General features: G+C 44.8%; 20 protein-coding genes. 8 read left to right on the top strand and 12 right to left on the bottom strand.

Annotated features, from left to right (window positions below; all coding sequences use genetic code 11):
* Positions 1-15 precede the first annotated feature (15 nt).
* Together BCT11_RS07260 and BCT11_RS07255 are read left to right on the top strand one after the other, a co-directional pair.
* Positions 16-645, top strand: coding sequence for a LysE family translocator (locus BCT11_RS07260; protein WP_042601340.1), 630 nt, complete (start codon positions 16-18; stop codon positions 643-645).
* Positions 646-1,167: 522 nt separating this feature from the next.
* On the top strand, positions 1,168-2,595 hold the full coding sequence (locus BCT11_RS07255) for an APC family permease (protein WP_061035713.1): 1,428 nt from the start codon (positions 1,168-1,170) through the stop codon (positions 2,593-2,595).
* A 92-nt stretch (positions 2,596-2,687) separates the two neighbouring features.
* Here the strand turns inward: BCT11_RS07255 and BCT11_RS07250 are convergent, their stop codons facing one another.
* The 4 genes from BCT11_RS07250 to BCT11_RS07235 form a co-directional block, all read right to left on the bottom strand.
* A complete protein-coding gene (locus tag BCT11_RS07250) occupies positions 2,688-3,041 on the bottom strand; it encodes an SMR family transporter (protein WP_038872335.1) in 354 nt (117 codons plus the stop codon).
* A gap of 133 nt (positions 3,042-3,174) precedes the next feature.
* The gene (locus BCT11_RS07245) at positions 3,175-3,852 is read right to left on the bottom strand and encodes a hypothetical protein (protein ID WP_038872333.1); all 678 of its coding nucleotides are present in this window, start codon (positions 3,850-3,852) and stop codon (positions 3,175-3,177) included.
* 188 nt (positions 3,853-4,040) lie between these two features.
* Positions 4,041-4,538 carry a GNAT family N-acetyltransferase gene (locus BCT11_RS07240; RefSeq protein WP_102387763.1) on the bottom strand — a complete coding sequence of 166 codons (498 nt, stop codon included), beginning with the start codon at positions 4,536-4,538 and terminating at the stop codon, positions 4,041-4,043.
* Positions 4,538-4,942, bottom strand: a complete 405-nt coding sequence (locus BCT11_RS07235; RefSeq protein WP_038872327.1) for a hypothetical protein — start codon at positions 4,940-4,942, stop codon at positions 4,538-4,540. Before BCT11_RS07235 ends, BCT11_RS07240 begins: the two co-directional genes overlap by 1 nt.
* 353 nt (positions 4,943-5,295) lie before the next feature.
* Here BCT11_RS07235 and BCT11_RS07230 point away from each other — a divergent pair, with 353 nt between their 5' ends.
* The 5 genes from BCT11_RS07230 to BCT11_RS07210 all read left to right on the top strand — a co-directional run bounded on the left by BCT11_RS07230 (position 5,296) and on the right by BCT11_RS07210 (position 9,901).
* Positions 5,296-5,598: a DUF1330 domain-containing protein gene (locus BCT11_RS07230; RefSeq protein WP_045405646.1), complete on the top strand. Its 303-nt coding sequence runs from the start codon at positions 5,296-5,298 to the stop codon at positions 5,596-5,598.
* Positions 5,599-5,747: 149 nt separating this feature from the next.
* Positions 5,748-6,689, top strand: a complete 942-nt coding sequence (metA, locus tag BCT11_RS07225) for a homoserine O-succinyltransferase (RefSeq protein ID WP_038872321.1) — start codon at positions 5,748-5,750, stop codon at positions 6,687-6,689.
* A gap of 148 nt (positions 6,690-6,837) precedes the next feature.
* Entirely contained in the window at positions 6,838-7,566 is a 729-nt protein-coding gene (pilW, locus tag BCT11_RS07220) for a type IV pilus biogenesis/stability protein PilW (RefSeq protein ID WP_038872471.1), read from the top strand.
* Positions 7,567-7,920: 354 nt separating this feature from the next.
* Positions 7,921-9,513 (top strand): S41 family peptidase, encoded by a 1,593-nt coding sequence (locus BCT11_RS07215; protein ID WP_102387762.1) that lies wholly within the window; start codon positions 7,921-7,923, stop codon positions 9,511-9,513.
* Positions 9,497-9,901 carry a hypothetical protein gene (locus tag BCT11_RS07210; protein WP_045421356.1) on the top strand — a complete coding sequence of 135 codons (405 nt, stop codon included), beginning with the start codon at positions 9,497-9,499 and terminating at the stop codon, positions 9,899-9,901. Before BCT11_RS07215 ends, BCT11_RS07210 begins: the two co-directional genes overlap by 17 nt.
* Positions 9,902-9,976: 75 nt before the next feature.
* On the opposite strand, the gene BCT11_RS07205 is transcribed toward BCT11_RS07210, so the two are convergent.
* From BCT11_RS07205 to hrpA, 3 genes are all read right to left on the bottom strand, one after another.
* Positions 9,977-10,492, bottom strand: coding sequence for an outer membrane beta-barrel protein (locus tag BCT11_RS07205; protein WP_038872315.1), 516 nt, complete (start codon positions 10,490-10,492; stop codon positions 9,977-9,979).
* A gap of 215 nt (positions 10,493-10,707) precedes the next feature.
* Positions 10,708-11,187: an outer membrane beta-barrel protein gene (locus BCT11_RS07200; protein WP_038878755.1), complete on the bottom strand. Its 480-nt coding sequence runs from the start codon at positions 11,185-11,187 to the stop codon at positions 10,708-10,710.
* Positions 11,188-11,401: 214 nt separating this feature from the next.
* Entirely contained in the window at positions 11,402-15,433 is a 4,032-nt protein-coding gene (gene hrpA, locus BCT11_RS07195; RefSeq protein WP_198593926.1) for an ATP-dependent RNA helicase HrpA, read from the bottom strand.
* A 196-nt stretch (positions 15,434-15,629) separates the two neighbouring features.
* On the opposite strand from hrpA, the gene BCT11_RS07190 reads away from it, so the two are divergent.
* Positions 15,630-16,214: an FMN-dependent NADH-azoreductase gene (locus BCT11_RS07190; protein WP_038878688.1), complete on the top strand. Its 585-nt coding sequence runs from the start codon at positions 15,630-15,632 to the stop codon at positions 16,212-16,214.
* Positions 16,215-16,269: 55 nt separating this feature from the next.
* On the opposite strand, the gene BCT11_RS07185 is transcribed toward BCT11_RS07190, so the two are convergent.
* From BCT11_RS07185 to BCT11_RS07165, 5 genes are all read right to left on the bottom strand, one after another.
* Complete coding sequence (locus BCT11_RS07185) at positions 16,270-16,767, bottom strand: 4Fe-4S binding protein (protein ID WP_038878691.1); 498 nt, start codon at positions 16,765-16,767, stop codon at positions 16,270-16,272.
* The gene (locus BCT11_RS07180) at positions 16,754-17,365 is read right to left on the bottom strand and encodes a molecular chaperone TorD family protein (protein ID WP_038878694.1); all 612 of its coding nucleotides are present in this window, start codon (positions 17,363-17,365) and stop codon (positions 16,754-16,756) included. The genes BCT11_RS07185 and BCT11_RS07180 overlap by 14 nt, the downstream gene beginning before the upstream one ends.
* A 111-nt stretch (positions 17,366-17,476) precedes the next feature.
* Positions 17,477-18,328, bottom strand: coding sequence for a DmsC/YnfH family molybdoenzyme membrane anchor subunit (locus tag BCT11_RS07175; RefSeq protein WP_012128140.1), 852 nt, complete (start codon positions 18,326-18,328; stop codon positions 17,477-17,479).
* Positions 18,328-18,957 carry a DMSO/selenate family reductase complex B subunit gene (locus BCT11_RS07170; protein WP_005433785.1) on the bottom strand — a complete coding sequence of 210 codons (630 nt, stop codon included), beginning with the start codon at positions 18,955-18,957 and terminating at the stop codon, positions 18,328-18,330. Before BCT11_RS07170 ends, BCT11_RS07175 begins: the two co-directional genes overlap by 1 nt.
* The gene (locus tag BCT11_RS07165; protein ID WP_102387760.1) at positions 18,957-21,404 is read right to left on the bottom strand and encodes a DmsA/YnfE/YnfF family dimethyl sulfoxide reductase; all 2,448 of its coding nucleotides are present in this window, start codon (positions 21,402-21,404) and stop codon (positions 18,957-18,959) included. Before BCT11_RS07165 ends, BCT11_RS07170 begins: the two co-directional genes overlap by 1 nt.
* Positions 21,405-21,878: the final 474 nt, after the last annotated feature.

The raw sequence follows: 21,878 nt of genomic DNA, 5'->3' as shown, positions 1-21,878 counted from the left end.
TTAATTGGAATAATAATGAATCTCGACACCTTGCTCGCTTTTGGCGGTATTGTTTTCTTCCTTGCTGTCATTCCCGGTCCCAATGCTTTGCTGATTTTATTTACTGCACTCACGCAAAGCCGCCGTTTCGCGATCGCCAATATCCTCGGTGTTGCGCTTGGTTTTTTAATCCATGCGTTTGTTTCCGCAAAAGGATTGAGCTTGCTGCTCTCTCAGTCTGCACTTGCATTCAACATTCTAAAATGGATGGGCGTAGCGTATTTGATTTGGCTTGGTATCAATAACCTCAAAAGTGGCTTTAAGCTCACAGACAAAAAATTGAAATTCGACCGTAAGATTGAAAAGCACACCTTGAAGCAAGCATTCGTTAAAGGCCTTCTGACAAATTTACTCAACCCGAAAATCGTCCTTTTTTACTTGTCTATCTTTCCGCAATTTGTCAAACCAGAACATATTCTAGAGCAGAGCATGATGCTAGGTGCGTTACAGGCAAGCATTGTGGCAAGCTGGTTCTTGTTTGTGATTTTCTTCGCGACAAAAGTAAAGGCGACACTGACCTCTCCTAAAACCAGTAAATGGCTTAATTACGTCAGCGGCGGTTTGTTTATTTTCTTCGGAATTGGTTTGGCCAATACCCGCTTCTAGGTAATCTAATCAAACGCAACACTCGCTTTAGGGCGTGTTTGTGTTTGCTCGCTTCTAACCGAAGAACGCCGCTAACAGCAAGATAACCACAAACAACAAAGCCATTAACCCTAATAAATAGGACAGTTTTCCCGTGCCACCTTTCGGTGCTTGATTGCAACATCCCATCATATTCTCCTACTTCTGTTTCATTCGAGTCGCACTCAATCTAGACCTTCCCCTAAGGGCAGAGTCAAACAATGGTGTATTTTCATCAAATTTCTAGGTTTCTGGTAATAATTAAATCGCTATAAACACCTTTACTTATATGCATTTTTTGATTCAATTTTGCGTTTTTTAAACAACGCAATCGATTATATTGATTACGAATAAACCACTGAGATTTCGGTTCATTTTTGAGTAAATACATACCATTTTTGGCTATATACCCGCTGATTCTCACAGACCTACAATACGCTCGTCTTACTTGTAGCACGCGGGTTCTACGACCCAAACGCGTGGCTCAATCACTAAAGGTATCGAATGAGCAATATCGCCAAATCCGCCGTCAAACTCAGTGTCTTTTCTGTCATCATGATTACGGTTACGTCCGTCGACAGCATAAGGAACATTCCGGGTGCCGCCTTATTTGGTAGTCACGCAATTTCTTTCTTCTTGTTGGCTGGGTTGTGCTTTTTCGTCCCGACTGCTTTAGTATGCGCAGAATTGAGCACCACTTATCCGCAGCAAGGTGGCGTATATTTATGGGGTAAGGAGACCATTGGGCCAAACTTCGGGTTTGCTACCGTGTGGTATCAATATGCGGAAAATATTGTTTATTACCCGCCACTGATTTCGTTCATTGTCGCCACAGGGGCATATCCATTCTTCCCTGAACTAGCACAAAACAACATTTTTATGCTGGTGATGATTAACGTTATTTTCTGGGCACTAACCTTGGTGAACATCTTTGGGTTACGTTTATCATCAATCATCACCAATGTTTTCGGTACTTTAGGACTTATCTTCCCTATTCTTCTGATCATCGGTCTTGGAGGCTATTGGGCCTACACAAACCCTAGTGAGTCGCATATTTCACTGCGTCACGCATCAGATTGGTTACCCGATTTTTCACAAGATGGCATTGGGGCTGGCTTTACTGCCGTGGTATTGTCATTAACCGGCTTGGAGATCACCACATCATACGCCAGTGAAGTCGACAATCCGCAAAAGACCTATCCAAAAGCATTGATTTTCTCTACTGCTCTCATCTTGGTGTCCTTAACAGCATGCTCACTGTCTATCTCTTCCGTTGTATCGAGTGATCATTCAAGCTTGAGTGAAGGTGTCATTCTGGCCTTTAAGGCTTTCTTTGATGACCTGAACCTGTCCTTCATGCTGCCAGTTATCGCACTCGCCATTGTCTTCGGTAGCCTAGCAAGCTTGAACAACTGGATCATCGCGCCGACAAAAAGTTTGCATGTGGCGGCAAAAGATCACTTCATGCCGATGGCGTTATCTAAGGAAAACAAAAACCAAGCGCCCGTTCCTCTGCTACTGCTGCAAGGTGCGATTGTCAGTGTTCTTTCACTGGTGTTCATCTTGGTGCCAAACGTCAATCAAGGCATGTGGTTGCTGAATATTCTGATGACACAACTTTACATGGTGATGTACATCTGTATTTTCGTCAGCTTTTTGGTTTCTCGTCGTAAGCACGCCGACATTGAACGTCCATTCCGAGTGCCTGGTGGGAAATTAGGGATGATGTTAGTCGCCACTTTAGGTTTGATTAGTTGCATGGTAACTATTTTTGTTTCTTTCGACGTGCCTGCTGGCATCAGTGAGAAGACTGGAGCCTACGCGCTTATCCTAGGCTTTATCGCATTCAGCTTACCTGCCTTGGCTGCTGTGATGTACCGAAATCGTAAACGCCGTCGACAAGTAGAGCTCATTGAGGCAATGGCAAATTAATGTGAATTAACCGCCTCAATCAATCAGAAGCAAGTAACAAAAAAGCCGCAGCACATAACGTGTTGCGGCTTTTTGCTGTTTCATTCTGCCGTTTAATGCCCGGCAGTTTTAGAAAGTAAGTTAACAATCATCACACCGGTGAGAATAAAGCTGATCCCAACGATCGCCGCTAGGTCGAGTTTTTGCCCGTAAAGGAAATAACCTACAGCAGCAACCAAAACAATACCTGCTCCACTCCAAATCGCATATACGATACCAACAGGCATGCTTTTCACTGTTACAGACAGTAGGAAGAAAGCAATCCCGTAACCAATAATGACAATGGTGCTCGGCATCATTTTGGTGAACTGTTCAGTTTTAGGGATTGAAGAAGTAGCAATCACCTCACATACGATAGCGATAGACAAAGCAACCAGTGGAGGCATAGAAACAAGCATTTTGAACATAAGGCAATCAACGCTCAATAAAACCTGAACTCGATGACATATCGAGTCTCTGAGCGGCGCATTATAATCAAAATCCTTTGATTAGCTATAAAAAGTGATACAAATCACATTTACGTGGACGTAATAATCAAACCTAAAAGTCATTATCTTCTAAATTGATGACACAGCTAGAGCCACTACGAGCAACAAGTAAAGATTCTGGGTCCGCGTAAACAATGTTGTTCAGCCCCAACTTTTGCATATCATCGATATGGTACGTCCACGCAGCATCGTCAGTATCACAGCCGGCTTTTTGCAACTTTTCACGCTTGTTTATATGGCCATACATTGTGATTTTAGGGTTAACATCGACCAAAGCAAAAAATGCGTCTTCTTGTTGACGCCATAGACTGAGCGATTCGTGCCACTGCTCAAGTTCTTGCTTATCAAACCCGTCTTGCAACCATTCATTGCTCATCGCTCCGCCAAACCACAAAATCTCGGAACCCTTCATGACAAGTGTACTTGGTGCAGCGGTCAAAACGTAGTTTGCACAAGCCGACGCACAAACACCATTGACGATAAGGTGTATCTGATTGTTATACAACCAACGTCCAAGCTCCATGGCCGGACGATACTCACCGGAGTCACTGTCAATCATTAATGCAACAACACCATTTGGCTGAACATTGGCAAGATCAATCACTTGAGCGACTTTTTCTGCAGTGATTTCACCGTTAAAATACAAGGTTCGACCTTCGATATGTACCTCTTCAGACAAACTGCACCCAAACAGGCTCACGACCAACCCCGCTGCTAGACACTTATTCATGCATCCTCCATGATCCTAGTTCCAAAAATTGGTTAATCAACTAGAAATGAGTATTAGACACATTGCATATATAGATCGTAAAAAGTGGCATAATTTTGACCGATGTCAATATATGCACGCTAATGCTTATTGATTTCAATCTTAACGATGAAGAAATAGTGTGATTGAGGTGCGTGGGCGGATGACACTTAGCGGAGGGTCCCAGAAGATTCCCAAACCATTATTGTCGTCTCTACTCCGTTATGATTCGCTTTGTGTAAAGGACGAAAACCATGCCTAACATATAAGGCTTGGTTATGTGCTTCACATTGTAAGAAAAGCTTTGCGATACCAAGTTGAAAGACATGATTTTGAGCGTGAGTGACAAGCGCTGCTGCATAACCTTTTCCTCTTGATGAGAACTCCACATACACGCCACCTAACCAATGTTCATACTCTGGAAAATGAACATTTTCACGAATTTTTAACTCCGCCACAGCAGCAAGCTTGTTGTACTCATCATGAAGAACAAAGGCCAAAGGAAATTCACGTCGACTGTTGGCTTTGAGTAAAACCTTTTCTTGAACTTGTGAAGGCGTAACACCTGGAACTGTGTACGCCCATTCATCAAAATACCACTGAGCAATAATGCTAGTTTCATCAGGGAAATCAGCAAGAAAATGGATGTTAGAATTCGGCCCTGACACTAGTGGCTACCACCCACACTGCTCTCGACAACCTTTGCTTCATTGCCGACATCAACTTGGTTTGTATTAAACTCAGGTTGCTGAGCAAGTTCAAAGTATATGTGCATATCGATAGGCTCGGGCGTGTTGAGCAGCATCTTGCCGACTTCTCGCTGAAAATGACCATAATTACCAAGCTCTTCCGTTAAACCCAGTCGTTCATAACTGACTAAGTTCGCAAACATGCCATAAGCGTATTGATACCTCGTAGCATCCGCATGCTTTTCATGACCGAGTTGATTTAACGCTTGGTCAATTTCCTCTGGCGAGTAAGCTTCCTTATCGCCAAACTCTTTCAGCAAGAGAGTTGGTACCTGATGCGCAATACTCTGAATCGTCTCTTTCTTTTTAAACATACCGAACATGATGTCCTCCACTGACGATGATGACCCAAACAACGCACTTAAAGCACGCGTCGGTTAGCTGATTAAGGTATTTATTAGTATCACAGCTCAAGAATCATACTAACTTGATATCATAATAACCTACAAATGCTAGCCGACACGTTGCAGTAAGATGTAATCAGAAACCTTGCCGCAATCACAATTGGTCGTTCACTTAATCGGATATTCAATACGCTTTCGTTAAGCGTTATCGTCATCCGATTCCCATTATCAATAGAATCTAAAAAGTGTTTTGCAATCCTTCTTGCTTATCACAATCGCTTTATCTCATTACACTAAAATTCATTGGTCAGAGCACAAATAAGGAGCAAACCGTGACCTATTATTCTGTACTAGATGTAACCCCTACCAGCCAAGACTGGGTACCCGCTTATGTAAGCGTTTCAAACGATTTAGTTGAGAAACACGGTGGCAACTACATTGCACGTACTAATGTTCATGAACGGTTGGAAGGAACGGGAGACTCACCAGCCCTTCGAATCATTATCGAATGGCCATCTCGGCAGGCTGCGCTCAATTTTATGAATGACCCAGATTATGTTCCGCATCTTAAAGCTCGTACCGAAGGCTCGGTCAGTAATCATTATCTAATTGAAGGTAATGACCAACTTGCTTAGCTATTACGCCCAGTTAACCACTGGGCATTTTGTTTTATTGGGCAAAAGAAATCTTGTGCAAAGTCACATTTCGTATCGACATCCGTAAGCAATTGCGTTAGCTTTAGATGTATAGACGTCTAAAAAGTGAAGCTTAGGGAGAGAAAGCCGTGCCAATTAGAATTCCAGATCAGTTACCCGCTAGCGATGTATTAAGGACAGAGAACATCTTTGTGATGAGCGAGAGTCGAGCGGCAAGTCAGGAAATCCGTCCATTGCGAGTGCTTATCCTCAATTTAATGCCAAAAAAAATTGAGACCGAAACTCAGTTTCTTCGCCTACTTTCAAACAGCCCTCTGCAAGTAAATGTCGAGCTACTGCGTATCGATAATCGTCCAAGTAAGAACACACCAACTGAGCATCTTGATACCTTCTACCGTCAATTTGAAATGGTAAAAGGTAAAAATTTCGATGGCATGATCATTACTGGGGCGCCACTCGGTTTGGTCCAATTTGAAGATGTCATTTATTGGGACCACTTAAAAACCATCATGGAATGGGCAAAAGACCACGTGACCTCCACACTGTATGTGTGTTGGGCAGCACAAGCAGGTTTAAAACTGCTTTACGATTTACCCAAAAAAACCCGCAAAGAAAAATTATCTGGGGTTTATCATCATAAAATTCACAACCCTTACCACCCAGTTCTGCGTGGTTTTGACGATACTTTCTTGGCGCCACATTCTCGTTATGCTGATTTCTCACGAGAGTTCTTAGAAGAACATACCGATCTCGATATTCTCGCCACGTCTGATGTTGCGGGTGTTTACCTTGCAACAACCAAAGACAAACGTAACGTCTTTGTCACCGGCCATCCTGAATACGACTCTCATACGTTACATAATGAGTACATTCGTGATTTAGGTGAAGGCATGGAGCCCGCTATTCCTGTTAATTATTACCCGAACAACAATCCGGATAACGGCCCTGTCGCAAGTTGGCGTAGCCATGGTCACCTGCTTTTCTCAAACTGGCTAAACTACTGCGTTTATCAACAAACGCCTTACGACCTGGACCATTTCAGCGAAGCCGCCTTTACCAAAGACGATTAATTCACTCGTAGAGATTGTGAACCAAGCCGCCAACTGGCGGCTTTTTCATACGAGTTTGCAAACCTGATCGCATTGTGTTTTTTCCTCATTAGGCTTTTGCACTGTAATTCATATCATGCTGAAAGAATTAGGGATGTGGGAAAGACAAATGAAGATCATAAAACTCAGCGCTCTTATACTGGCGACTCAGTTTGGCCTGCTCGGTTGTGTGACCGTGAATGAAGATGGTAATAGTCCAGTTGTAAAAGCCGACCCGGTCGCCATGGCTGAGTCTCGTATCGCACTTGGTTTGGGATACCTAGACGGTGGCAACATGATCCGAGCACATGATAACTTCCAACAAGCCCTCACCCACGCTCCAAGCTACTACCGTGCTCAGCTTTCTATGGCTCATTATTACGAAACGGTTGGTGAAGACAAAAAAGCAGAAGAGATGTACAAACGTTCTCTGCGACAACATTCCAAAAACGGTAACGTACTTAATAACTACGGCACATTCTTATGCAAGCAAGGAAGTTTTGAGAAAGCGGATAAAATGTTCAACCGCGCCATTGAACAGCCTTATTACTTCCTAATCCCTGCTAGTTATGAGAATGCTGGCTTTTGCGCACTCAAATCCGACAATACAGAAAGAGCAAAATACTATTTCACGCGCGCTATTGATCATGACCCTCACCGTCCAAAATCCATTCTCCAGTTAGCAAAGTTAGAAATAGAAAGCGGCAACTACACAGATGCACGCATTCGTCTTATGCGCTTTAATCAAATGTATGGGGTCAAAAAACCTTCGCTTCGTTTAATGGTTGAACTTGAAGGCGCAGCAGGTAATGAAGCACTTAAAAAGAAATACCAAACACAGCTCAATCGAATGTCTTAACTGTTGAACTTCAGCACGCCACTTGGTATTCAGAAACAAAGAATACCAAGTGTTCCTTACTCCGTTTTATTCTTCGTTTATTTCTGCTCAAGGGTAATGTAGGTACTGTAAGCTATTATTTAAAAACAGCTTTTTAGTTAAAGCTAATTTAGCACACCCCTATATCTGACGTTTTATATGATGCCAATCACACTTGATTGCATATTTGTTGCACAATCAGACTCAAAATTTATACATTCAAGTAGCTTATATAAGGATTAATAAAAACAAATAGAACCATATACCCTAGTAACCTCAAGATGCTTGGCTCAGCGAGATTGACTCGGGTATATATCACAGATGTAAGGACACGTTATGTTGAAGTATAAACAAGCAGCGTTATTAACCGCCCTCCCTATTGCACTGCTAGGTTGCGGTGGCGGCGGAGGTGACAGCACAAGTTCCGCGACGATCAATGGTCTTTCTTGGTCTGCAGGTGATTTCTCGCAGACAGCAGCCAACTTAGCCAATAAATGCAGCGTAGCAAGAACGGGCACCGATCCGTATACCGGAAAAAATTACCCAGATAAAGCAGGCTCAAACCTGTATGAAAAGATGTTCCTTCGAGCATTTAGTAACGATACCTACCTTTGGTATGACGAAATCCCAGACAATAATCCAAACAATTATCCGTCTGTCGTCAACTACTTTGATTCACTCGTCACATCATCGACCACAGCAAGCGGCCAAAAGAAAGATCGTTTTCATTTCACACGTTCATACGACGAGGTGATGAAATCTCAACAAGCTGGCCTTGTTGCCGGTTTCGGTTTCAACTGGAAATTCGTTAATAGTTACGCGCCTCGAGAGGTGCTTGTTTCTTACACAGAGGATGGTTCACCAGCATCACTCAATGGTGTTGAGCGTGGAGACAAGCTATTAAAAATTAACAGCGTGGATGTCGTTAATACCTCTTCCCAAGCAGAAGTGGATCTCATTAACCAAGCATTGTTCAACCCAGAGTTAGGACGTAATTACACGTTTACCTTTGAAGCGGTTAATGGCGGTATGAAGATCATTACACTCACCTCTTCTGATGTAGCAACAAGCCCTGTCCGTAATGTCAAAGTTATCGACAACAACGGAACAAAAGTCGGCTACATGCAATACAACGCATTTGAAGTCACGGCACAGCAACCGCTTATCAATGCATTCAACCAGCTTTCAGCCCAAAATGTGGACGAAATCGTCATGGACTTGCGCTACAACGGCGGAGGCTTGATTTGGCAATCAGCGCAAGTCGGTTACATGCTGGCGGGTTCTCATCCAAACGCGACGTTTGGCGAGTTAATCTATAACGACAAGGTCATGAACTCCGGTCAAGTACGAGACAATGTTTACAATTTCGTCGATAAAGAAATCAACTGGGCAACAGGAACGCTCACGAACAACCCTCTACCGACACTTAATGCCACAACTGTTTATGTCTTGACAACAGATAACACCGCGTCTTCAAGTGAACTTCTGATCAACGGCCTACGCGGGATCGACGTTAACGTCATTCAAATTGGCACGACGACGACGGGTAAACCTTACGGGTTCTCTCCACAGCAGAACTGCGGTAACGTGTATTACACCATTCAATTTAAATCTTCGAATGACAAAGGCTTTGGTGATTTTGCCGATGGGTTTACTCCTACGGCGGCAAAAAACATTGTATCGTCTAACATTGGTATAGATGACAAAGTGGAAGGTTGTGTAGTGGCAGATGACTTAACCAAACCATTGGGTGATCCATCCGAAGGTATGCTGTCTGCAGCGCTAAACTACATGACAACGGGGGGAACTTGTCCTCCAGCACCTGCAATGGCTCGCTCATATCAAGCAATGCCGAGACTAGGTGGCACTCCACTGACTCAAGAAATTGACCCACTTCGACAAGAGGCGATTCATGTCAAAATTAACTAAAACAATGACCTTACTCACTGGAGCTGGACTTAGCCTTGTACTGATGGGGTGTTCAACATCAAGCAACAGTGATGCAGTTAATGCGTTAAGTATTAAAACCTCCGCAGATACCGTGAGCGAAATCCAAAGTGCAATTAACACGATTCAAGGAACACAAGCACCGACGAAGATCGCATCGAATACCTTTGAGACGAACTCACACTTATTGATCGTGTCGGGGCAATTAATGGAAAAGCACAACATGCCATTAAACGGAGCAGAAACTGAGTTGCCCGATCAATATACCCTACAGTTACGCGGAGAAGATTGCGGGGTTTACTACGAGAAGGACGATAAATTTGTCCCTCTCACGAATATTCAATGTAGACCGAATCCAATTCAGGATTAATGAAAAAGCGCGCCGTCACTTTATCCAAAAGAACGGCGCGCTTCTTTTATTATCTATTGATTGCTCAATTTCTTTCTATAAGAAGTGGAACGTCAAGTTACCCGTGATGCTGCTTACTGTATCACTGTCTCCATCAATATCCACCCCAAAGGCTTGATAACTGGCACCGACAGAAATGTTGTCTAACAAGAAGTATTCCGCGCCAACACCATACATGTAAGAGACACCATCGTCTTTGTCCAAGTTGCTAAGGTTACCATTGTATTCGACGTTAAATGCGTTGATACCACCCTTCGCGTAAACGTGCAGAGGACCAAAATCGATACTTGGTTTAGCTGCTAGATAAAATGACGAGAAGTCCACATCGCCTCGATTACCGCCTAAATTCAAGTCAACTTGGCCGTGATTAAAATAACCTACTTCAATGCCGATCAGTGGCAAGATCCCCGTCCCTACATGAATGCCGTAGGTCGTGTCGTTTTCACTGTCTATGTCTGATTGACCAATTTGACCACCAGCATATAGCCAAGAGTCAGCAAGTGCTGATGTTGAGCATAGCGCCAAAGCCAATAACGAGAGTTTTGTTTTCATAGTTATACCTTTCCTGTTCGATTCCTGAACGGAACATCACGCGAACTGCATCGCGTTCCTTATGTAGCTAGCTAAATACTATATGCGAAAGTTTGATGGTTTTAAGACCGAGAAATGAATAATTTATGCTCAATATTGATTTGTGTGATTTACAGACAAAAAAACACCGGCGCGTTGCCGGTGTTTATCAAATAAATCTTCGAAATGTTCGACGATTATAGGAAGTGCAACGTCGCGTTTAGAGAGAACGTACCGATGTCGTCTTTACCTGCTGTGTAGTTCATGTAGCTTGCGCCAACAGACATTGGACCGAAAATGAAGTATTCAGCGCCTACACCGTACATTAGATCCACATCATCATCGTCTTTACCGCCAGACACTTTCTTATCCCACTGGTGGATACCACCTTTCGCGTAAACGTGCAGTGGACCGAAGTCGATGCTTGGCTTAAGCGCTGCGTAGTAAGAAGTCAGCTTAGTTTCGTGACCTGCGATCTTGAATTCACCGTGCTGAGTAACACCCGCTTCGATACCGATGATAGGCAGAATACCTGTACCTACGTGTACAGAGTATGAAGTGTCAGTCTCGCCTTTGAAGTCAGACTGACCTACAGAAGCACCACCATAAATCCATGAATCTGCCATTGCTGCAGAAGAAGCACTTAGAAGTGCCACTGCCAATAGAGTTTTCTTCATCATCAACCTTTACTCTTTATAATTACCCACTCCTGCACCGTCGCAGAGGTTGGTACTGCAAACACAAGGGAGGCGAATCATTGCCTCCCTTGTGACTTAAAATAACTTGTGAACAATTCTTAGCAAATACTATACCAACAGCGACCTAAACTGGACAAACCATTGATAAGTCGATGAACCTCACAAGAAAAACTGCCGCTATTGTACTTAGCGTTTAGCAAGCATCAATCGCATTTTTGACTCGTTTATCAGAAACCGGATACGGAGTGCCTAATTGTTGAGCAAAAAGGCTTACTCGAAGCTCTTCGATCATCCAACGCACTTCTTTCACGTTTTCTGGAATCACCATGCCTTTCGGAATCTTATTAAGTAGTTCTTTGTAATCACTCGCCACTGACTCGATTCTCAACATGTGTAAACGGTCTTTGTTTGGATCGATCGGTAGCTTCTCCATACGACGTTCAATCGCACGCATGTAACGCAGAATGTCCGGAAGACGCTTCCAACCACACTCTGTTGCGAAGCCTTTGAAAATCAAACCTTCCACTTGCGCTTTAATATCAGATAACGCAAATGCCATGGTGAAATCCACTTTGCCTTTCAACTTTTTGTTGATATTGAAAGCCGTCGTCAGAATGGTTTCGACTTGTTGTGCAATATCCACAACTGTGTCACCCAGCTCTGCACGAACGTGTTCTTTCAGCGCATCAAACTTCTCAGGCTCCCAAACCAAACCGCCCTGCTCTTCGATAAGCTTATCGACACCACACGCGATACAGTCATCAATCAGATCCAGCACTTTACCGTAAGGGTTAAAGTACAGACCCAACTTCGATTTGTTCGGTAAGTTGGAGTGCAGATATTTGATTGGCGACGGCACGTTTAACAAGATCAGACGACGCTGACCCGCTTGCATAGCCGTCACCTGTTCGTATTCCGTCTCGTACAGTTTGATTTCTACACTGTCTTTGGAATCCACAATCGCCGGGTACGCTTTAACGTCGTAACCACCGCGTTTTTGTTGATATACCTTAGGCAGTTCACCAAAGCTCCAAGTATGTAAGCCTTGCTGCTCAATGTCATCATCGGCGACTTTAGACAGCGTTTCTTGAACTTTGTCTTTCAGGCTTTCTTTCAACGCATGAAGGTCGCTATTTTCCTTCAACTTGCGATTTCTATGGTCAACCGCGCGGAAAGTCACCTTCAAGTGCTCAGGAATTTGCTCCATATTCCAATCTTCGCGCAGAACTTCCACACCAGTCATTCGACGAAGCTCTTTTTCAAGCGAATCTAATAAAGGTGCTTCCATTGGCGTCGAGCGAGCTAAGAAAGCATCAGCATAGTTTGGTGCAGGAACAAAGTTTTTACGAATCGTCTTCGGCAGCGATTTAATCAAGCTCACCACAAGCTCATGGCGCAGACCAGGGATCTGCCAGTCAAAGCCCGCAGGCTCAACTTGGTTAAGGATCGGCAGCGGTAAGTGTACCGTCACACCATCGCTGTCTTCGCCCGGTTCAAACTGGTAGCTCAGCTTAAGTTTTAGGTTGTTTTGGTGCCAGAAGTTCGGGTAATCCAAATCGGTTACGTGGCTAGCATCGCCTTTGAACAGCATCTCTTTCTCGAAGTTCAGCAGCTCTTTGTTGTCTTTCGATGCCTTCTTCCACCATGTATCGAAGTGCTTACCAGAAACGACTTCCGTACCCACACGTTGGTCATAGAAATCAAACAACTCATCATCGTCCACCAAAATATCGCGGCGACGAGATTTATGCTCAAGCTCTTCCACCTCTTGCAGAAGTTTGCGGTTTTGCTTAAAGAACGCGTGTTTGGTATCCCATTCGCCTTCTACCAATGCGCTACGGATAAAGATCTCACGGCTCACCGTTGGATCGATACTTCCGTAGTTCACCAAACGGTTAGGAACAATCGGTACCCCGTAAAGCATCACTTTTTCGTGTGCCAAGACTGCTGCGCGTTTCTTCGACCAATGCGGCTCGCTGTAGCTGCGCTTAATTAGGTGCTTCGCTAACGGTTCAATCCACTCAGGCTGAATCTTAGCGATGATGCGCCCCCAAAGTTTAGAGGTTTCCACCAATTCAGCAGACATGATCCACTTGGGCTGTTTCTTGAATAGACCTGATGCAGGGAAGATATGGAAACGAGCGTTACGCGCGCCTTGGTACTCATTCTTCTCTTGGTCTTTCATACCGATGTGCGATAACAAACCGACAAGGATTGAGCTGTGTACGCCATGGTAAGACGCAGGCTCATCATTCAGTTTGAATTCCATTTCACGCATCGACTGGTGAATTTGGAAGTACACATCTTGCCACTCACGAACGCGCAAGTAGTTCAAGTAATCTTGCTTACACTGTTTGCGGAATTGGTTGCCCGTCAGCGCTTTTTGCTGCTTCTGGATGTAGTCCCACAAGTTCACCAACGTCAAGAAGTCTGATTCTTCATGGAAGAAGCGTTTGTGTTTGTCATCTGATGATTGCTGCTTGTCACTTGGACGCTCGCGCGGGTCTTGAATCGACAATGCCGCTGCGATAACCATGACTTCTTTCAGCGCGCCTTGTTTTGGAGCTTCCAATACCATACGCGCTAAACGTGGATCGATTGGAAGGCGGGCAAGTTGACGGCCAATACTGGTCAGGCGTTTCTTGTTACCTTGAGAATCGGACGGTTTTGCTTCTGCGTTAATCGCACCAAGCTCTTCCAGCAAACGAACACCGTCTTGGATGTTACGTTTGTCTGGCGCTTCCACAAATGGGAAGGCTTGAATATCGCCCAAACCAAGTGCCGTCATCTGCAAGATAACCGACGCTAGGTTGGTACGCAGGATCTCAGGATCAGTAAACTCCGGGCGTGACTCAAAATCTTCCTCTGAGTACAGACGGATACAGATACCCTCTTCCACACGACCACAACGACCTTTACGCTGGTTCGCACTCGCCTGAGAAACTGGCTCGATTGGAAGGCGCTGAACCTTAGTACGGTAACTGTATCGGCTAATACGCGCCGTACCTGGGTCGATAACGTACTTGATGCCCGGAACCGTCAACGACGTTTCCGCTACGTTGGTTGCCAGTACAATGCGGCGACCAGCATGAGGTTGGAAAATCTTGTTCTGTTCACCCGCCGACAAACGCGCGTAAAGCGGCACAATTTCCGTGCTCTTCAGATTACGTTTAGACAGTGCGTCAGCGGTATCACGGATTTCACGCTCACCGTTCATGAAGATCAGGATGTCACCTAAGCCTTCATCGCACAGTTCGTCTACCGCTTCGAAGATACCTTCAAGTTGGTCACGATCATTATCGTCATCACCACTTAGTGGACGGTAACGCGTCTCTACTGGGTAAGTACGACCTGACACCTCAATGATTGGTGCATTGTTGAAGTGTTTTGAAAAACGCTCAGGGTCGATGGTTGCCGACGTGATGATCACTTTCAGATCAGGACGACGTGGCAGCAACTCTTTCAAGTAACCCAAGATGAAATCGATGTTAAGACTGCGCTCGTGCGCTTCATCGATAATGATGGTGTCATATTGATTCAAGAAACGGTCATGCTGAATTTCAGCCAGCAAGATACCGTCCGTCATCAATTTGATTTGGGTATTTTCAGAGATCTGATCGTTAAATCGAACCTTGTAACCAACAAACTCACCAAGCTTGGTTTCCATCTCTTCGGCGATACGGTTCGCAACCGAACGCGCCGCAAGACGACGAGGCTGAGTATGACCAATCAGACCGAATTTACCGCGACCAAGCTCAGCACAGATTTTTGGTAGCTGAGTGGTTTTACCTGAACCTGTTTCACCCGCAACGATTACCACTTGGTTTTCTTCGATCGCTTTCGCAATGTCGTCGCGTTTTTGGCTGACTGGCAGGATTTCAGGGTATTCAATCGTTGGTTTGTAGCTACTGCGTTGCTCCACAACCATCATGGATTTGGCGATGTCTAATGCGATTTCATCAAACACAGCGTTACGCGCTGCGTCTTTTTTGATTTTGCTTGCACCAGAGATTCGTTTACTCAAGCGGAAGCGGTCACGCATCATGCACTGGTTAAGTGCCTTGCGTAGTGACGCCGCGTTATTTACTTGAGCCTGAGGCGTAGCATTCTGAGAAGCTTGTACTTGAGATGCATTAGCCTGCTTCGCTTTGGCATTTTGCGCACCATTTGACGGTGTCGCTTGCTCTTCAGCGGGATTCTTTTTTGGGGGCTGTGACGAAGTCAAAGCGTTTCCTATTCTTTTCATTACATAAAACTGCGCGGATTGTAGCACATATGGGCTAGAACAAGATAACGGAAAGCAGCATCCAGTAATCATTCAATTTTTTCGAACAACTTAAGAAAATCCATCGGGTTTTGAGTCGCTGAGCATTACCTATAATGCACCACATAGCCGAAAGCACTTATTAAAGGAAATCCATATGTCTCGTGTACTAGCTCTTAAATCAAGCATCCTTGGCGATTACTCTCAATCAAACAAACTGGTTGAAGACTTCATCAAAAATGTAGACCAAGATAAGCTAACTGTTCGTGACTTAGCTGCAAATCCACTGCCAGTGTTAGACTTTTCAGTTGCGACAGCACTACGTGCAACAGAAGATCTTTCACAAGAGCAACAAACGGTGGTTGACCTATCTGATACCTTAATTGAAGAAATCAAAGCAGCAGATACTTTGGTTATCGCAGCACCAATGTACAACTTTACGATTCCAACTCAGCTTAAAAACTGGATTGATTTGATTGCTCGTGCAGGCGTGACATTCAAATACACAGAAAACGGCGTTCAAGGTCTGATTGAAGGGAAGAAAGCAATTGTAGTCACCACACGTGGCGGTCTTCATAAAGACTCACCAACCGACAGCATGACACCATACCTACGCACAGTATTGGGCTTTGTTGGTATCACGGATGTGGAGTTTGTTTACGCAGAAGCGCTAAACATGGGTGATGACGCAGCAGCGAAAGGCATTTCAGACGCGCAAAGCCAATTGGCAACCTTGGCGTAAGATTAAATAGAATTGAATACAAACAAAAAGGGATTGGTACGCGCCAATCCCTTTTTTATCGTTTTAAGTCAAAGCTGATCATGCTGTTGTAGCAGCTTTGCGCGCATTGTCCGCAACCTTTGCATTTGGCAGCGTCAATTTTAGGTTTGACATCATCTTGCCATTGCAAAGCATCATAAGGGCAACTGTCCTCGCAACTACCGCAATAACCGTATAAGTTTTCGCAGCTGTTCGAGATAGTTGCTATCAAGCCTGTAGACTCTGTTTGGTTAGAAAGTGCCAATGTAGGGCATGCCGACTTGCACGCACCGCATAAATCACATGCCGAGTAACTGATGTCTAACGCGGCAACGCCATCAACCATTTCAATGATTTGGCTTGGACATGCAGAAGCGCACTTACCACATCCATCACAAAGCCGAGTGAACATAGACTCTTCCACCGCATACGGCGGTCTCGCTTGAACACGAGGCTCTTGAGCTTGTTCCACTGGCGCGCGACGGAACGAAAACAGACGTCGCTTGCTTAGATCAACCGATTCAGACTGGCGCATCCGAGTAATCTCTCTTTACTGACACAACGACTTGGTATTGCTCACTCAAAGATTGAAGTAGTTCTTCAGTAAGGTTCGACAGTTTTGAGTAAGGCGCAAGAGTCACCGCTTTTTTGAAGCGCTTGTTGAAAAAACCAAACCACGTCATCAAGTGCTCGCGCAACATTTCAGCCGCCAGTTTTTGTTGATCAGTTTCAATCAACATGCCTAACACCATCAGCATCAAGCCGATCTGGTCTTCTGGCTCACGTTGGTCAGATTCCAAAGCAAAACCACAACGCTGCAAGAAGTAACGATATTCAATGGTTGATTCGCCAAACAACACTGCTTCTTTATCTAGATAAGCCGAACCCCAAGGTGGCGCTGGCATCTCACCAATACCGGCAAACATACGATCGTGCTCCATTTGCAATGCCTCTTCACTCTCGCTTTGAAAGCTGCGCAGCATGTCATTAAGCGCTTCGATTGGCGTATCAGTATTGCTCAACAACGTATCGAGATTTGCCGCTGGGTAATCTTTTGGTTGGTAGTAAAACAGTGCACCAAACAGCTTAAGAACGATGCTGGTATCTTGTGGTTCAAGTTGAGAAATTTGCATGAAGTACCTTTGATGACTGGTGTTTTTATTCTTCGATTAAGTAAAACGGAAAAGAGATGGGACGAACACTCGCCCCACTCCATTAATGGTTATCAGCACAAATAACGGTTATTAGTACAAACCAGATGTAAAGTGCATGCCGTAGAACACATTGCGACCTAGAATCTCTGCAACGAACAAGGCAACGAATGCCACGATAACTAGCAAGTTCTTCTGACGACCTTCTGCGGTAAACAACTCAGCGAATACCCAAAGAGCAGCAGCAACCACAAGCAACAACACGTGACCGGCAACATAGCCAGACAGCATGGTGATTTGATCCAAGCCACTGTGAATCGCCGTTGAGATACCTGCGAAGTAAATCGTCTGCATTACTGAGAATGCTAAGTTCAGCGCAATCAGACTTACACCAGCCCACATTAGGCGACGATTGGTTTTCTCAGCCGTCACGTCCAATACGTTGATCAGCGTGTAGCCGAACATCAGACCCGAAGTCACGACCGTGAACCAAAACGCAACCGTTGTCATTGGTGAGTACCATGCTGGAACCGTTTCGATTTGGTAAACATTTGCCATCGCGAACATGAAAATCACGCCGACCGCGATAGACAACCAGTTCACGATTTTACGCATGCCTTCGCTGCCGATTTTTAGAATCGTTAACAACCAGTACAAACCCGCTAGAGACAGAAAGCTTGCACCCGTTAAGATCTCGTTAGATAGCGCCGCACTACCAACACGGTTTAATGCGTTGAAGGCACGAAGTGGGCTACCCAAGTGAGTGGTTGAGAACAAGAAACCCAACCCCATCACAACCAAAATAGCAAAACGAGCGATGTTCATACGAGGTTCTGTCACGCGTGGTGGCTTACCGAATTTCTCGAACGCGTTAACCGTTAAGTGCGCGCCAACCGCTGTTTGAGCAAGAACCGTAAAGGCAACTAATGGTGCTTCGTATAACATTATTTCACCTCTCTTGGATTCTGTAGGAAACCAGTGCGGTCATTGGTTGGACGACCATTTGGATTTAGCTTCACGATCAGGTTCGGGCTCGTAATGCGAGAATCTGGCAGTGGTGCCACATCCGCGTTTGAACCGTATTTCGCGCGTAGCTCATCAATTGGACCAAACTCAATCGCACGCAATGGACAGCTATCAACACACACTGGCATTAAGCCTTCTGCGACACGTTCGTAACAGCCATCACACTTAGTCATGTGACCTTTTTCTTCGCTGTATTGAGGTGCGCCGTATGGGCATGCCATGTGACAAGATTTACAGCCGATACACACGCTTTCATCGACAACAACAAAGCCGTCTTCTTCACGCTTGTGCATTGCACCTGATGGACAAACCTTGGTACACGCTGGGTTAGTACAGTGGTTACAAGAGATCGATAGGTAGTACGCGAACACGTTTTGACGGAACGCGCCGTTTTCTTCCGTCCAGTTGCCGCCTACGTATTCGTAAACACGACGAAAGTTGCGGTCAATACCCAGGTCTTTGTTGTCTTTACAAGAGAGCTGACATGTTTTGCAGCCAGTACATTTGCTTGAATCAATGTAAAAGCCATACTGCTTCGCTGTGCTCATTATTTAGCCCCCATTTTCTTAATTAGCGTCACTTCAACGAGGTTGGTATGGCTCGGGTTTGATTTTGCCAACGGGCTTGGACGTTGTGTCGTCAGTACGTTGATTGAACCCGCTTGGTCAACACCTTTACCATTTGGTGAGTACCATGCGCCCTCACCCAAACCAACGATGTGTGGCATGATGCGTGGGGTTACTTTTACGCGAACGTTCATTTCACCGAACTTGCTACGCACGCTAACCAAGTCACCGTTATCGATGTTGCGTGACGCTGCATCAATTGGGTTGATCCAAAGTTCCTGTGGTGCGGCTGCTTTTAGGATGTCGACGTTGCCGTACGTAGAGTGCGCACGAGCTTTGTAGTGGAAACCCGTTAACTGAAGTGGGTACTCTTTACGATCAGGAGAATCCCAGCCATTAAACGTCGAAACGTATTCTGGTAATGGCTTGATTGATTCATCTTCGTCCAATTCCCATTCTTCGTTGATCTTCGCTAACGTCTCTGAGTAGATTTCAATCTTGCCCGATGGTGATGGTAATGGGTTCGCTTCTGGGTCACGGCGGAAGTCTTCATACGCCACGTGTGGACGGTCGAATTGCTTCTTATAGATACCCTGCTTTCTCATCTCATCGTAAGAAGGCAGGTTTGGATCGTTGTTTTGTTTAACGGTCTGAACGTACATCCATTGCAGCCACTCTTCTTGAGTGCGACCTTCAGTAAACTCATCAAACACGCCCATGCGCTTCGCCACACCAGACATGATGTCGTAGATAGGTTTGCATTCGAAACGAGGTTTAATCGCTTGGCTTGCAAAGATGAAGTAAGGCATTGATGCAGCTGCACCATCCATACAGAAATCCGATTGCTCTGACGTTGTACAGTCTGGTAATACGATATCGGCATACTTCGCAGAAGACGTCATGTGGTTGTCGATCACCACAATCATTTCACACGCTTTTTCATCTTGAAGAATTTCGTGTGTGCGGTTGATGTCTGAGTGTTGGTTAATCAGACAGTTACCCGCGTAGTTCCAGATAAACTTGATGTTATTTTGTAGCTTCTGAACGCCTTTAATGCCGTCGGTCAAATCTGTCATTTCCGTACCGCGGTAAATCGCGTCTGTCCAAAGGAACATTGGGATAGAAGCACTGATCGGGTTTGGTACTTTCGGGAAGCGTTGGAATGGGTATGAGTGGTTACCCTCACGAGCACCAGTACCACCACCTTGTAAGCCAACTTGACCGCGTAACAATGACAACATCATTACCGCTTTACACGCTTGCTCACCATTTGCTGAGCGTTGTAAGCCCCAACCTTGGGTAATGTAAATTCGTTTAGCATCGCCAACTTCACGTGCAAGTTTCAAAATCACATCCGCTGGAATGCCCGTGATAGGCTGTGCCCACTCTGGGGTTTTCTCGATACCATCTGGGCCAGTACCCATAATGTAATCTTTGTAGCTGCCGTTTTCTGGCGCTGATGCAGGAAGCGTTTTACGGTCGTAACCCACACAGTAACGATCAAGGAAGTCTTGATCGACTTTGTCTTCCGTAATCAATACGTGAGCAATGGCTGCAATTAAAGCTGCATCAGTACCATGCTTGATAGGAATCCACTGGTCTTCACGGCCAGCTGCAGTATCGGTGTAACGAGGGTCGATGCAAATCGTGCGAGTGTGACTGATGTTTTTCGCATCCACGTAGTTGTGAACCTGACCACCACCCGACATACGGGTTTCTGCTGGGTTGTTACCAAACATCAGACATAGATCTGCATTTTGAACATCGTCAATCGAGTTGTTATCAACGAACGAACCGTAGAAGTACTCCGACATACATTCGATGTTTGCTGCAGAGTAGTCACCGTAGTGATTTAGGTAACCTCCACAAAGGTTCATCATACGAGCAACCAATGTCGCGCTCGGATCCCAACTCTTAGTTACTGTGCCACCAAGCGTACCTGTACCGTAGTTTAGGTACACCGCATCGTTACCGTGGTCTTTAATAATGCGTTTTAGGTTATCACCAATGAGGTCAAAGGCTTCATCCCAAGTGATGCGTTTGAACTTACCTTCACCACGCTTACCAACGCGAAGAAGTGGGTATTTCAAACGGTCTGGCGAGTAAACACGGCGACGCATAGAGCGACCACGCAAACAAGCGCGAACTTGGTGATTATGGTTGTAAACATCATCACCCGTGTTATCGGTTTCTACCCATTTGATTTCACCGTCGACCACGTGCATACGAAGCGGGCAACGAGAACCACAGTTTACGGTACATGCCGACCAGACAATTTTTTCGTTTGGTTTTGCTGGTGTTTCTTTGGCAACCGCTTTAGTTGCAAACGGGAGAGAAAGCGCGTTTCCTGCTAACGCCAAAGCGCCAAGTGCAGAACCACCCTTTAAAGCATCACGCCGAGTAATATTAAACTTACCATTTTGACTCATGGTTTTTTCCTAAATTACGTTTTTGAATTTGGTCGTGGCGCTTAATTAATGGCTTTAAGTGGGGAAAGAACACTCGTTAGAAATAAAAGACATAGAGATTGTATTTTCAAAATAGGCATTCATTGAAAATATCTAATTTCGCTTTAATTAATACACAAGGCAAATCAAAGCAACATTTCTACAAAACCATCAATTAAGCTAGACAGCACAAGCCTTGAGCAACTAAGGCATGGCCACCCGCCACTATTAATATCCTTGTAGATTTAAGGGGTGATAATCTTGACCACAGTCAATTATTAAAAAATACTCAATGCAATCTTATATTTCATTTCAACGTTTTATATGAATGAAATATTAATAGGTCAGAGAGGTGTCAATTCAATTAAATATTAGAATGGTTTTTAAATTGAATGGATAATAAATACGAATACAGAAGAATGGAAATAAGAATAATTACCAATTGACAGGAAATAA

Source organism: Vibrio sp. 10N.222.52.B12 (genome assembly GCF_002875385.1).
Classification (GTDB): domain Bacteria; phylum Pseudomonadota; class Gammaproteobacteria; order Enterobacterales; family Vibrionaceae; genus Vibrio; species Vibrio jasicida.
The sequence above is the reverse complement of the archived record's forward strand: the minus strand, read 5'-3'. Positions and strand labels throughout refer to the sequence as shown.